The organism is Bacillus sp. BSL6 (genome assembly GCF_052928345.1).
Genome location: NZ_JAVGCW010000004.1, coordinates 317,661 through 331,591 on the forward strand (window position 1 = coordinate 317,661; position 13,931 = coordinate 331,591).

Consider the following 13,931-nt stretch of genomic DNA (forward strand, 5'->3'; position numbering starts at 1 on the left):
AAATGCGTAAAAACCCTTATATATCAACATGTAAACCATATTTCATAAAAATCAATCCACCCTTGTGAATTAATCATTATATTTTGTACTTTTTCATGAGAAGTTACTTGTTGTTTGTTACGGTATAAAGGAATAACTTGAATTTGACGTAACAATGTCTCCTCAATATCGCGTAACAGTGTAACTCTTTTCTCTACTTGTTCTTGTTTAAAATAAGGGGACAATGATTTATGAAAATCCACGCTGCTTTGCCCATGAATAAAACTGTTTTTTGTAAGAAACATATATAACAAACTATCTTCTATTCGTTCGCTAATTGTTGCGCTATCATGCATCATATCAGCCTTTTGTATCGTACTAATTTCTAAAAGATCTTCTATTTCAAGAAAATTAGTTTCTACACGAATCCCGTACTTCGCACACTCTTTTTGTATCCATTGTGCATCTTCAACGTGATCTCGTCCTGTAAATGTGTATAGTTGTAGCACTTCACTATGATACGTACTCCTTTTAATTAAACTTTCGATATCTTCCTCAATTTCTACTATACTTTCATTTGCTAATATTAGTTTCTTTGCCACTTCTCCACGTTCTCCGCCAAGTTCTTGAACGATTTTATCACCATGAATAATTTTATATAGCGCTTTTCGAAACAGCTCATCTTGCATTGGCCCTTCTTTTACAAGATTACACGTTACATATGTCACATTCGATTCAAGCCGTGAAAGTTCTTTATTAAGATTTTCTTTATCTTTATACTGCGCCTTTACTAATACGTCATATGTATTTACATTTTGCTCTACATTCAATAGTTCAATTCGGTCAAGAAAAGGTCTTTCACGATAATATAAATCATGTACTTCTAATGCAAATAAATGTGTATTCTTCTCTTGTAATATAAAAGGCCCTGTACCTATGAAGTTTCCTGCTTCATCTTCAATTACGATAGAACACTGTTCTGCGCTTAGCATATGTAAAAACATCCTATTTACCGTATGTAATTGAATTTCAACAACAAATTCATCCACTGCACGGAAACTTTCAACATGTTGTAACATCCATGCGTGTGGGTTGTTTTCAGCTTTCATAAATCGATTTAATGAATGTATAACATGATATGCAGTAAGGCGTTTTCCATTATGAAGACGAACGCCTTTTCGTAAATAAAAAGTCCATACTTTTTCAGCATCATTATATTCCCATTGAAAAGCAAGTCTTGGTTCTATAGAATTTGTTTCCTCATTTACATATACGAGTGTATCAAAAATATGTTTAACCATATGACATTCCGATCGCATCGTAGCGTAAACCGGATCTAATGCAATATCTAAATTCATTTGAACCTGCAAACGAAGTACATCTCTTCTCCCTTCGGATGTCCTTTCTATTTGATGCCCAAATATGGAATCTATCCAAACTTCATACTCTTTCTTTACTGACGGAAATTGCGAGCTGTAGCGCTCCACAAATGAGATTCCACTTTTCACATCTCCTTTTTTCGTTAATTCTTTTCCTCTTTCTAAAATTAGTGGAATTGGTTGCTTTTGAAATATTAATTTAGAACGATTCCCTCTCCCCCGACCTGGAAACCAAGCAATCCAATTTAGTTCATCTAACTTTTTGATAATTAATTTACTATTCCGTTCTGTACAAAATAATGTTTCTGCAATCATTTGTACTGTTACTTCAAATTGTTCGCCTTCTTGTCTCCCTTTACCATAGGCACACCATAGTTCAATATATTGATCTAAAATGAACATTATAATCCCCCTAAAAGGTGAAAAATACCCCCTTTTGTTTCTACCCTTTTTCCATTCCTCCTTTTATCTTATCATTTCAATATAGAAAGGAGGAAACAATATTGAATCATCTCTTATTACGTTACAATAAACCAATCATTATTAGACTGGGCGGTGAATTATTAACTCGAACAACAGAATCCATGTTAGCACTCATTATGATTATTTATGTTAATAAAATGTTAAACGGTAATATAATGATTACTATGCTTATTTTCGGGCTACAACCACTTTCAGACATCGTATTTACACTAATTGCTGGTGGAATTACTGATAAATATGGACGAAAGAAAATCATGTTACTAGGATTGTTACTACAAGGTGTTGCAATCGGTAGTTTCGTTTTCGCTCAATCCGTTTTTATATTTGCATTGTTATACGTCATAAATGGTATTGGCCGTTCCTTATATATTCCCGCTCAACGGGCACAAATTGCTGATTTAACAAAACAAGGGCAGCAAGCGGAAATTTTTGCCCTCCTGCAAACGATGGGAGCAATTGGTACCGTAATTGGCCCTTTAATTGGTGCAGTCTTTTATAACACTCATCCTGAATATTTATTTATGATGCAAAGTATTACACTTATGGTTTATGCAGTAGTTGTTTGGACTCAGCTCCCAGAAACCGCTCCGGCAATTACAATGCCCGAGCAAAAACTTGAAGTATCATCTCCAAAACAGTTTGTACGCAATCATTCCGCCGTAATTGGACTTATGGTTTCTACACTGCCTATTAGCTTTTTTTATGCACAAACTGAGACAAATTATCGTATTTTCGCAGAAGATGTATTTCAGAATTTCATTTTCATACTCGCTTTTATTTCAACATGCCGGGCTATTATGGAAATCATTCTACAAATTTTCCTCGTAAAGTGGTCTGAAAGATTTTCCATGGCCAAAATCATCATTATTTCTTATGCCTGTTATATAGTAGCTGCAATTGGCTACGGCCTTTCAGCAACAATCGTGTCACTATTTTTCACGTTACTCTTTTTAGTCATTGGCGAAAGTATTGCTTTAAACCATTTACTTCGATTTGTTTCAGAAATCGCTCCTTCAGATAAACGTGGATTGTATTTTTCAATTTACGGTTTACACTGGGATGTATCTCGAACTTGCGGTCCTGTTATCGGTGCGGTTTTATTAAGTAAACTAAACGGTAGTATGCTATTTTATATTTGTGCTTGTTTCTTAACAATTGGAGGCATTATCCAAGCTCTTTTTGTTCGAAATTTAGAGCGTAAGAACAGAAGAGAAGTTATTCAAAAAGATGTTTTAGAGCATCCCCATCATATTTTATAAAAGGAAGTTTCTTATTTACACCCAAAAAAGGATGTCACATAGTCTAGTCATCGATTTCGACTTTTGTGACATCCTTTTTTTATTATCCTACCCTGCCATTTTATTTATACTATCCTCTGGCGAAAATACCGAAATATGATTTACCTTACCAGTCGATTTTGGAATAATAAATTTTAACTCAAACTGATTGTTTACTCTATATACATATATTTTATCTTCGCCATTTACTTTAACTGAGTTTGGTTTTCCTAATGCCTTTTCAATTTCTTGTAATGTAATTGATTTTAGTTCTGCATGATAGGAGCGTACATCAAAAACTTGTGATCCTTTATTAAAACCGAAGGAGACATTTTTATTTGTAAAAGTTGCGTACATTCCGTTTCCTGCTTGTTCTGTTTTATCTGCTTTTCCCCACGCTTTTTCTATTTCTTCAATATCTCCTGTATGAGCTGCGAACGGAACATTAGGTACTTTTCCTTCTTTCGCTAGTTCAAACAAGTTTTTAACGTGGTTAATTGATTTTTGGTTTATAACTGTATCCTTCGAATTTGAATCGGTATTTGATTTAACCTCAGGCTCTTTCTTTCCTTCAGAAGAAGTATTCTGTTCGTTTTTACTATTTTCCGAAGTTTGGTTTGTTTCCTTTTTTTCATCTGTTCCTTTACATGCCGCTAAGGCAAATATGCATGTAAAAGTAAGACATAATAAAGCTATCTTTACATACACTTTCATACATTTCAGCTCCCTATTAAATGCTATTCATTTCGATAACCAATCCAACACACTACTTTTTAAATTGTATTTATTCCAAAAAGTAAATACCTCACTCTCTCCCAATGCTTGTACAACATATTCTACAAAAGCAGTTCCTAAAAAATAACCGAGTCGGTTGTATCCAAAATACTGTCCACCAGATAACCGAAACCACTCTTTCTCTTTTTCAAACGTCCATCCTTCTATATAATCTTTCAAAAAACGTTTCTTTATATGTTCTTCATTTTCTATATAGCATTGTAACCAACGTTCACCATCATTGTCATATGAGTAATATACTGATTCATTTAATCCTTTTATAATTTGCTTTGATAAGTATGTTGCAACGCCTTCACGATACAAATTAACTGTCGCATCGGCCCACTCGGCTTTCCCCCAGTCCATTCCATCATTTTGTAACATAACATTATGATATATATGTCCTATTTCGTGAGCGACAATAACACGAAGGTGATTTAAATCTGGAGATAATTTTTCTACCGCAAAAAATATATCTCCAATGATCTCCCTCTCTACGAATGCATTAGATCCAAAAGCTCCAATAAATATGTGGAATTTCATATTTACATCAAAGCTATATTTATTACGATATTCATTCGTTATCTCTTGAATAATAGTCGGTAATGTTTCTGCAATGATACGAATATCTTCTATTTTTGCGGGATATAGGTTAATGGCATTAGAAAGACGTTCTTTCGTTTTAGGACAATGATACTTAAAGTATTCTTCAAATATCTCTGGATGCAAAGTGAAGTATTGATTGAGGACCGCTAATTCTACGTCGGTGCTTTCCCATAATTTTAAAAAACTTGGAATTGTATTGTTTATCATTTTTCCATCTCCTTATATATCCCTTCTCGCCATTTACACTGCACTCCTTCCTTAAATAGAAAAAAGCTGTCCAAAAAGGACAGCTTTACATATGTATTTTACACTTCGATTGACTTACCATCTTCAACAATATGATAAAGTAAGTGAGCTAAATGATGAATTGGACCATACTCTTCCTCTTCTTCATCAGTTTCACCTTGGAATTCAAGATCATTTAAGTATAGTGCTAAAAATTGATAGTATAGTTTTAAATCAAATCCGTAGCACGCAGTTGGCTCTTCATGATCTCCTTCATATTGTAACATTAAGTATTGATCATTTCCTTCTGCATCTTCTGCATCAAAGAATACGAAGAATCCAACATTTGTATCTAAATCAAATAGATGACGAGTGCCTTTTTCTGTCGCTTTATTGAAGTCCTCTTCACTTAATTTATGTACTGTTGTCGCTTTAGCATTATCTTCTTGATGAAAATTTACTGTAAATGTTTTCAATGCTGACACCTCCTGATTGTATAATACTAGCATAACATATAAAAAGGACTGCTTACAAATGTAAACAGTCCTTACATTCATTTTCGCATTGCTCGCAATAAGAAACTTACGATGAAGATTAAAATAATCGCACCAATTAAAGCTGGAATAATTGCATATCCGCCGATTACTGGGCCGAAACTACCAAGTAATTTCCCACCAATCCAAGAACCAATAATACCAGCAATAATATTACCAATTACACCGCCTGGTACATCCCTACCAGTAATTAAGCTAGCAAGCCACCCTAATATACCACCAACGATTAAAGACCAAATCATATGATAACCTCCTTTATATTTCACCAATCAAAATATAATTAGAAACAATTGCTTACCATTAGTTATGTTACATTTTTCATAAGTTATTCATGGAGCATAACTGTATTTTCTTGTAAAAATAATGCATGTTAATTAACTTTTTAGACTAACGATTTATGCAGCTTGAGATATTACACTTATTATGGACAATCGGGCTTCAATATTGTCCGCATAAACTCTTCTTTAAATGCAGGATAATTAAAACCAACCGCAATTCTTTGTATCGGCCGATCATCAAACCTCGTCGGCTCAGCTATTTTTCTAAAGTCAGCCACACTTTGTCCTCTTGTTACGTCATTTGTCGTACTAATCCAAACTGCAGATTTTTTATATTCAAAAATATCATCATTTATAAATGAAATGAACGGAAGCAAATCGTGAATCGGACTTCCAGCAATACCCGGGTATTCTTTTTTATAAAAGTTCTCATAATAAAAATCAATCATTGGTTTAATAAGCTTTGCCTGCCCTGTTCCTTCTTTATTAATAATATCCACCATTTCAGGCGTAATTAGGGCCTGTTGCGTTACATTTAATGGATAAATAGTCGTATTCTTTGCGTACTTCATTACAATATTTGCAGCAATTGGATCTCCATAAAAATTTGCCTCCGATACAGGAGTAACGTTACCAGGAAATAAAAACGCACCACCCATAATATAATACGAACATATTTTATCCATTACATTTGGATATAATAAAAATAATGTTGCCAATGTTGTTAATCGTCCTGTCGCTACGATAATAATATCTTCTGGACAAGGCTCAATTAATTTAATTAATTCACAAAAATTTTCCCGTTTACAAATCCTCATTTCAGGTGGAATAATGGGACCTAGGCCGTGCTCTCCATGAATTTCAGGAAAAAACAAAGGTTCTTCAGCTGTCATCGGTCTTGCTGCACCCTCAATGATTTTTACTTCTGTAGCATAGTATCTTTCTAAAAAATACACATTTTCTGTTACGATTTCTCGCGATACATTCCCATATTCAGCAACAATACCTAAAATATCTAATTTACATGTTTTATTTGCATAAATTAACGCCACAGCATCATCAATACCAAAGTCTCCAAAAAAGATGATTTTCTTATTAACTATACTCACCCCTCTTCAGCATTATCTACTATTATTAGTATGTAAAAAAGACAAGGCTGTGAAACGGTGCAAACTAAAAAAGCCGCCTATTTATTGGCGACTTCAATCTTTTTATAAGATAAATATGCTAGTACATTTTTACTTGAATCATATTTTGGATTATTTCCTTTTCTTGGTTCTCTCGTATGTGTTTTTTCAAATCCAGGAATATCCGGCATTTTCTCCATAAATTCAAGCATTTCTTCTTCAGTTCCTTCAATACGTACGCGAATCATTATTACATTTCCTCAATTCTCATTTTCTCTGTTACTAAGTATAACGTACTTTGGAAAGACTGCAAGAAATTTATCTTTTTAATGTTAAACTTTTTTTACATACAAACAATGCCATTTCAGTATAAAACGATATGGTTTTATTATTTTCATATTGAATGTTAAAGAATTCTTGCATTTCAACTGATGTTTTCATCATACATTCTGTTAACTTCACCCGCTTCTGCAAAGGTACATTCATCATATCGCACCACCAGTCAAAATCAAATTTCTTGTCAAAAGTAAGACATGACTGCATTTGCAAACCATTTTTCTCTAATAAGGTAATCCATTCTGTTTTTTTCAAAGCCCGTTCATGACTCGGATCCCGCTTTTTTTCTATAAAATTATAAAATGTATCGTATTCATTATTTTCCGGTGAAACATTATCTATTAAAATAAACAATCCATTATCTTCTAACGTACGATTTACTTCATAAATAAACTGAGCTGGATTCGTAAAGTGATGTGCTGCAATTCGGCACGTAATTGTATCAAAAGAACTATCAGAAAACGGTAAACTCTCAGCGTTTCCAGCAACAAAAGACACATTTTCATGGCCGTTACTTATAATAAATTTTTTTGCATTCTCTAACATTTTTTCTGTTAAGTCTAAAGCAACTACTTCTTTAAACAATGGCGCTAATACATTTGCAACATGTCCTCCGCCAGTAGCAATATCAAGAAGACGATTATTATGACGAGACTCAACTTGTTGAACTACATATTGTAAATCCGGTCCTTTAGCATGAATTTTACTTTTTACATACTTCTCCGCATTATTACCAAACTGTTGTTTCACAAGCTCTTCTTTACTCATTTTATCATCTTCTTTCTATTGTTATTTACATATAGAATTCATATAATAATTAAAGTTCTCTTTATGTATTTTCAAATCCTCTTTTCAGCTCACTTCTTATCATGCTGTCCTATCATCAACATAAAATCGATTTTCCGTTTACATATAAAACAAAAAAGGCTACGGGAACTTGTCCCCTAACCTGACTAAATATCAATTACATTTTTACTTTTTCATATACATCTATATAATATAAATCCTCTTTCAACTTCATAATAACGTCTACTTCGTTATAAGTAGCCTCACGAGCATGTAAACCAAATTGATCCATACCAATCCATATCCATCCAGGTGTATGATAGAGAACATCTACGTTAAAATACTCTAATTTAGTAAGCTCCGATTTAATAAATTTATTTTTATTCGCGGTTTGTTTATCTATTAAACCATATTCTTTTCCATTTTCCAATAGCGATATAATTTTTCCTACAATCGGGTGTTCACGAACAATAAAGTGATATTCCTTTTCCTCCACATTCGCCACAATTAAACGAGAATCAGATAAATCAGCCTCTAAATTCGACATCTTTATTTATTCACCTCCTTTATGAGTTTCACCAATATAATAACATTTAAATATTTAAATACAGTTAATTTAATGTAAAAAATAAAAAATCTGACTCCCTTTTAGAAGTCAGCCTTAATACTTTGAATATCTGTATACTTTTATAATTGATTATATTTTTTCTTTTTCCTCATCGTTCCCGGAAACTAAATTCCCAATAGCATCAGCTGTTACTTCAACTACAAATTCACAAATACCTGCTACAACTTCTCCAATCACTTCATCCATCTTTTTTACCCCCTTATTTTTTATAGCTTATTTGTAGTATAGAAGAGATTGGTTATTTTTAACTATCGGAAAACATGACAACAACATTACATTTTTGTAAGCTTATTCAAATTACGTAGCTTCTATCCTTTGAAACTCTAAGTATGATTCACAAGCATATAGACCATCATAATATTAGGTAAGTTCTAATTATGCTAAAGGAGGTGTGTAAAATTTACTACGTAAAATTAATTAAAGGTCAATCATTCTATGCTTTTGACCACCGTTTCTTAATGTATGAAGAAGAAGAGGTATCCGAGAAAGTTTATAATTACTTACGTCGAAATGAATTTTTTGAAGTACGCAAAGAAGAATATTCTGCATAACTACAAAAAGCATCAAGAAAAATATCACCTAATTGTGTTATTTTCTTGATGCCTTCATTTAATCTTCCTCTTTTCAATAATTGTGCTCAATTCTCTTAAAACTTTCTATTATTTGTCCAATCTATTTTATCGTAAATTTCATATTTTAGCATATGAGGAGGTGAAGAATATGACTCATATCATTGACTATCAAGCTACTCAGCCTATAAGTAAAACGGGTGAAACAACTTTTGCAATCCCAGCTGCTCCAAATAAAGCAATTCTAGCAAATTTGAAATTGAGAATTTCAAGTAGAGATTCACGTAATAATAGAGTAGAATTAATTGCTACAGTTGGTGTAGAAGGTATATCTGGGACTTCACAAATTTTATTCCGAATTTTCCGTGATAACTTTGAAATTTTCAATGCACAAGCAGGTATTGAATCTACAGATTCTGAGCAATTCTACACTCAAACATTTCAAGCTATAGATCAAAATGTTAGCAGTGGAACACACCAATATTCATTAACTGTAGAAAACCTTACTAGTGGTGCAAGCGCAGAAGTTGTTGGTCCTCTATCTTTTAGCGCTTTAGCTATTGGACAAGAGCGTAAATGCTGCTAAGTGAATCTAATGTTTAATTTTGCAATTGAGAAAAGCGAGACATAGTTATATGTTCTTGCTTTTTTATTTTTTTAATATTTATCCCTACTATTCATTATGTTTTAATCATTTAGTATTTACATTTTGATTTGCTTATTTTATCAATTAACGAATCGATTTTTTGACAAATCAAAAAGATTGAAATCCGCTGATGAAACACGTAATATAGACTCTGACTCTAAAAAAGTTCGTTAATAAAAATACATAAAAAAAGGAGGTTTTATATACGAGTTTTTCATTTTAAAAGACGGAGAGGTTTTATATTATGTGGCGTAATAAAAATGTTTGGATTGTTTTAATTGGGGAGTTTATTGCTGGTTTAGGGTTATGGCTTGGAATTCTTGGCAACCTTGAATTTATGCAAAAATATGTCCCTTCTGATTTCATGAAATCAGTTATATTGTTTATCGGACTATTAGCAGGTGTTCTAGTGGGACCTATGGCTGGTCGTATCATCGATCAATATGAAAAGAAAAAAGTTCTTCTTTATGCTGGTTTTGGTCGTGTTATTAGTGTTATTTTTATGTTTTTCGCTATCCAATTTGAAAGTATCGCCTTTATGATTGCATTTATGGTTGCGCTTCAAATTTCAGCAGCATTTTATTTTCCTGCATTACAATCTGTAATTCCACTCATCGTACGTGAGCATGAGTTATTACAAATGAACGGTGTACATATGAATGTAGGTACAATCGCTCGTATTGCAGGTACTTCACTAGGCGGAATTCTTTTAGTTGTAATGAGTTTACAGTATATGTATGCTTTCTCAATGGCAGCGTACGCTTTATTATTCCTCTCAACTTTCTTCCTTCAATTCGAAGATAAGAAATCAATAACACCAAGTAAACAAGCGGCAAAAGATAATAGCTTTATGGAAGTATTTCGTATTTTAAAAGGGATTCCTATTGCTTTTACAGCACTTATATTAAGTATTATCCCTCTATTATTTATAGCTGGATTTAATTTAATGGTAATTAATATTAGCGAAATGCAACATGATCCAACGATTAAAGGATTTATATATACGATTGAAGGTATCGCATTTATGTTAGGTGCCTTCGTTATTAAACGTTTATCGGACCATTTCAAACCTGAAAAGTTACTATATTTCTTCGCAGTTTGTACCGCTTTTGCACATCTATCATTGTTCTTTAGCGATATAAAATGGATGTCTCTTACATCATTTGGTTTATTTGGTTTTAGTGTCGGTTGCTTCTTCCCTATTATGTCGACAATTTTCCAAACGAAAGTGGAAAAAAGCTATCACGGCCGTCTATTCTCATTCCGTAATATGTTTGAGAGAGTTATGTTCCAAATTGTCTTACTTGGCACAGGCTTCTTCTTAGATACGATTGGATTGCAATATATGGTTTTAATCTTCGGAGTTATTTCATTATTAATTATTTTCATATCGCTATCTAAACAGAAACAGTATGAAAAACAACCTTCGCAATCTGCGAATTTATAACATAAACAAAGACGCATGGGTCCTATTAGATTAATCCATGCGTCTTTGTTATATAAAAACTTATTTATTACGCTTATTGTAATTATTTAAAGGAGTACCCCTTTTCTCTTTCGAATACAGTATACTAACATGATATATAGGGGGTGCGCAATTGTCTGATGGCATGCAGTTATTTAGTATATTTATTTTTGTATTAGCTCTGCTTAGCATCATAAACTTTTTAGCTATTTCCTTATCTGGACATAACTTTAAAAAAAGAATTATCGCCGGTTTCATATTTTTACTGATAACTCCTATTGTTTTTTTGGCTACCGTAGCGTTCGCTTCTATATTCGATAAAGCTGGATTTGGCGCAGGGGGCCTAGCCTTTATTGTTGCAATTGTATATATTTTAAATGGAATTGTGATCCTACTTTCCTCTTTATTTTTCCTCAAAAGAAACATCACATAGACTATTGTACTCGGCATGAATCTGACTTTACACTAGACTCATGCTTTTTTAATCCCCCCTAAATTTTTATATGAAATTAAATAATTCTTTATAAAAATTTAAACTTTATTTATTACAATGTTCGTATCGTATTCGCACGTTTATTGAAAATGAAAAGAAAGGAGTACAAAATGAAAAAGATTCTATTAATTATTCCAATATTCATCGTTTTACTTAGCGGATGTAGCAATAATGATATTTACGGTTCTTGGGAAGTCGTTGACAACAAAAACGGTCTTTGTCCTATATCGTATAAATTTGAAACAGTTGTAAAAGAAGAAAAGAAAGAAAAAATCATTCAATATTTAGTAGAGATGCAAACAACGAAGAAAAAAGAAGATTTATACAAAGGCTCATTTGTTAAGGATTCTAATGTATATCACATAGATTATGGTAACTCATTTACATCGGATCAAACTTTACAAATTGTCGATGGCAAATTAAATGTATACTTTTATGCAGTTGAAAAATTATGTACATATAAAAAGAAATGATGACACTTCATATCAAACGCAGAAATTATTTTCTGCGTTATTTTGTATTCCATCCCATTATCCTCCCTCTAAATTTGTCAATCATTTTAATTTTCATAAAAAAGTGATAAAATGTAACCATGTGTTTTCAGAATAATTAAAAACGTAGAAAGAAAACACTGTTTTTTAGGAGGGGTTTTGATGACTTACACGTTAGCAACTAGAATGAAAGCATTCCAATCTTCTATATTTAGTGAATTAGGGGCCTATAAAAAAGAAAAAATTGCAGCAGGTCACAAAATGATTGATTTAAGTATCGGGAATCCTGATATGCCACCTGCTGATTTCGTAAGAGAAGAAATGGTACATACAGCAAATCAAAAAGAAAGCTATGGATACACATTAAGTGGTATTCAAGAATTTCACGAAGCTGTAACTGAATATTACAACAACACTCATAATGTTATATTAAATGCCGATAAAGAAGTTTTATTATTAATGGGGTCACAAGATGGACTCGTTCATTTACCTATGGTTTATGCGAATCCGGGAGATATTATATTAGTTCCTGACCCAGGATATACAGCTTATGAAACAGGAATTCAAATGGCTGGTGCAACATCTTACTACATGCCTCTAAAGAAAGATAATGATTTCTTACCTAACTTAGCGCTAATTCCTGAAGAAATTGCAGATAAAGCGAAGATGATGATTTTAAACTTCCCAGGGAACCCCGTTCCAGCAATGGCTCATGAAGATTTCTTTAAAGAGGTAATCGCATTTGCGAAAAAGCATAACATTATTGTTGTCCATGATTTTGCTTATGCTGAATTTTATTTTGATGGTAATAAACCAATTAGCTTCCTCTCTGTGCCTGGTGCTAAAGAAGTTGGCGTAGAAATCAACTCTTTGTCAAAAAGTTATAGTTTAGCAGGTAGTCGTATTGGATATATGATTGGAAATGAAGAAATTGTCGGGGCACTTACACAATTTAAATCTAATACAGATTACGGAGTGTTTTTACCAATTCAAAAAGCGGCATGTGTTGCACTAAGAAATGGCGCTGCTTTTTGTGAGAAAAACCGCGGTATTTATCAAGAACGTAGAGATACTTTAGTTGATGGATTCCGAACATGTGGCTGGAATGTTGATAAACCAGCCGGCAGTATGTTCGTCTGGGCCGAAATTCCGAACGGCTGGACTTCTATAGATTTCGCATATGCATTAATGGATCGTGCGAATGTCGTTGTTACGCCAGGTCATGCATTTGGACCTCACGGAGAAGGCTTTGTACGCATTGCACTCGTTCAAGATAAAGCAGTGTTACAACAAGTTGTTGAAAACATTAGAAATAGTGGTATTTTTTCTCTTGAAAAAGCAGAAGAATTAGTTAAAAATTAATGATAACTCCCCTGCTTAACTATAAGCAGGGGTATTATTCATTGGAGGTACTTAAATGCATATTAAAGAGACTCTTCCTCATCGTTATCCATTTTTAATGATTGATAAAGTAACAAATGTAAAACAAGGTGAATCCGTTACAGGATATAAACTCATTACAAATAACGAATGGTTTATAAATGATAATCAAAATCATATGCCTCATATGTTAATTGTAGAGGCACTTGCTCAGCTTAGTGCATTTGTACATACAAGTGACTCTGACGGACTAGGCTTCCTTTCCTCGTTAGATGGGGCTGAATTCCATGAAAAAGCATATCCCGGTGATAAACTTACTTTACATTATGAGTTAACTCGCAATCGCCGAGGTTTTGTTCTCGGTAAAGGTACCGCAACCGTTAATAATCAACCGATTGTAACGATAGAAAAGCTATTAATATATCAAGCAGAATAGAGACCTTTTTATTCACCAG

At 33.0% G+C, this 13,931-nt stretch carries 17 protein-coding genes; 8 read left to right on the top strand and 9 right to left on the bottom strand.

Annotated elements, in window-relative coordinates:
* Positions 1 to 23 precede the first annotated feature (23 nt).
* Positions 24 to 1,760 carry an ABC transporter substrate-binding protein gene (locus tag RCJ96_RS15785; RefSeq protein WP_074610044.1) on the bottom strand — a complete coding sequence of 579 codons (1,737 nt, stop codon included), beginning with the start codon at positions 1,758 to 1,760 and terminating at the stop codon, positions 24 to 26.
* A gap of 101 nt (positions 1,761 to 1,861) precedes the next feature.
* On the opposite strand from RCJ96_RS15785, the gene RCJ96_RS15790 reads away from it, so the two are divergent.
* Complete coding sequence (locus RCJ96_RS15790; protein ID WP_074610043.1) at positions 1,862 to 3,100, top strand: MDR family MFS transporter; 1,239 nt, start codon at positions 1,862 to 1,864, stop codon at positions 3,098 to 3,100.
* Positions 3,101 to 3,187: 87 nt separating this feature from the next.
* Here the strand turns inward: RCJ96_RS15790 and RCJ96_RS15795 are convergent, their stop codons facing one another.
* From RCJ96_RS15795 to RCJ96_RS15830, 8 genes are all read right to left on the bottom strand, one after another.
* The gene (locus RCJ96_RS15795) at positions 3,188 to 3,832 is read right to left on the bottom strand and encodes a YjgB family protein (RefSeq protein ID WP_242303770.1); all 645 of its coding nucleotides are present in this window, start codon (positions 3,830 to 3,832) and stop codon (positions 3,188 to 3,190) included.
* A gap of 27 nt (positions 3,833 to 3,859) precedes the next feature.
* Entirely contained in the window at positions 3,860 to 4,705 is an 846-nt protein-coding gene (locus RCJ96_RS15800; RefSeq protein WP_074610037.1) for an aminopeptidase, read from the bottom strand.
* A gap of 98 nt (positions 4,706 to 4,803) precedes the next feature.
* Positions 4,804 to 5,199: a hypothetical protein gene (locus RCJ96_RS15805; protein ID WP_000847587.1), complete on the bottom strand. Its 396-nt coding sequence runs from the start codon at positions 5,197 to 5,199 to the stop codon at positions 4,804 to 4,806.
* A 77-nt stretch (positions 5,200 to 5,276) separates the two neighbouring features.
* On the bottom strand, positions 5,277 to 5,519 hold the full coding sequence (locus tag RCJ96_RS15810; protein WP_000638307.1) for a GlsB/YeaQ/YmgE family stress response membrane protein: 243 nt from the start codon (positions 5,517 to 5,519) through the stop codon (positions 5,277 to 5,279).
* A 179-nt stretch (positions 5,520 to 5,698) separates the two neighbouring features.
* Entirely contained in the window at positions 5,699 to 6,664 is a 966-nt protein-coding gene (locus RCJ96_RS15815; RefSeq protein ID WP_001992229.1) for a nucleoside hydrolase, read from the bottom strand.
* A gap of 77 nt (positions 6,665 to 6,741) precedes the next feature.
* Complete coding sequence (locus RCJ96_RS15820) at positions 6,742 to 6,930, bottom strand: YvzF family protein (protein WP_000621882.1); 189 nt, start codon at positions 6,928 to 6,930, stop codon at positions 6,742 to 6,744.
* A 70-nt stretch (positions 6,931 to 7,000) separates the two neighbouring features.
* The gene (locus tag RCJ96_RS15825; protein ID WP_416504629.1) at positions 7,001 to 7,786 is read right to left on the bottom strand and encodes a class I SAM-dependent methyltransferase; all 786 of its coding nucleotides are present in this window, start codon (positions 7,784 to 7,786) and stop codon (positions 7,001 to 7,003) included.
* A 196-nt stretch (positions 7,787 to 7,982) separates the two neighbouring features.
* The gene (locus tag RCJ96_RS15830; RefSeq protein ID WP_074610034.1) at positions 7,983 to 8,351 is read right to left on the bottom strand and encodes a hypothetical protein; all 369 of its coding nucleotides are present in this window, start codon (positions 8,349 to 8,351) and stop codon (positions 7,983 to 7,985) included.
* 479 nt (positions 8,352 to 8,830) lie between these two features.
* Between RCJ96_RS15830 and RCJ96_RS15835 the strand changes: the two genes are divergently transcribed.
* The 7 genes from RCJ96_RS15835 to RCJ96_RS15865 all read left to right on the top strand — a co-directional run bounded on the left by RCJ96_RS15835 (position 8,831) and on the right by RCJ96_RS15865 (position 13,912).
* Positions 8,831 to 8,983 carry a YqbF domain-containing protein gene (locus RCJ96_RS15835; RefSeq protein WP_074610053.1) on the top strand — a complete coding sequence of 51 codons (153 nt, stop codon included), beginning with the start codon at positions 8,831 to 8,833 and terminating at the stop codon, positions 8,981 to 8,983.
* A gap of 169 nt (positions 8,984 to 9,152) precedes the next feature.
* Entirely contained in the window at positions 9,153 to 9,587 is a 435-nt protein-coding gene (gene exsC, locus RCJ96_RS15840; protein ID WP_074610030.1) for an exosporium protein ExsC, read from the top strand.
* Positions 9,588 to 9,891: 304 nt separating this feature from the next.
* Entirely contained in the window at positions 9,892 to 11,094 is a 1,203-nt protein-coding gene (locus tag RCJ96_RS15845; RefSeq protein ID WP_074610028.1) for an MFS transporter, read from the top strand.
* A gap of 151 nt (positions 11,095 to 11,245) precedes the next feature.
* Positions 11,246 to 11,545 (top strand): hypothetical protein, encoded by a 300-nt coding sequence (locus RCJ96_RS15850; RefSeq protein WP_001279512.1) that lies wholly within the window; start codon positions 11,246 to 11,248, stop codon positions 11,543 to 11,545.
* A gap of 170 nt (positions 11,546 to 11,715) precedes the next feature.
* Positions 11,716 to 12,078, top strand: a complete 363-nt coding sequence (locus RCJ96_RS15855) for a hypothetical protein (RefSeq protein WP_416504628.1) — start codon at positions 11,716 to 11,718, stop codon at positions 12,076 to 12,078.
* 180 nt (positions 12,079 to 12,258) lie between these two features.
* Positions 12,259 to 13,458 carry an LL-diaminopimelate aminotransferase gene (locus RCJ96_RS15860; RefSeq protein ID WP_139302889.1) on the top strand — a complete coding sequence of 400 codons (1,200 nt, stop codon included), beginning with the start codon at positions 12,259 to 12,261 and terminating at the stop codon, positions 13,456 to 13,458.
* A gap of 55 nt (positions 13,459 to 13,513) precedes the next feature.
* The gene (locus RCJ96_RS15865; RefSeq protein ID WP_074610018.1) at positions 13,514 to 13,912 is read left to right on the top strand and encodes a 3-hydroxyacyl-ACP dehydratase FabZ family protein; all 399 of its coding nucleotides are present in this window, start codon (positions 13,514 to 13,516) and stop codon (positions 13,910 to 13,912) included.
* Positions 13,913 to 13,931: the final 19 nt, after the last annotated feature.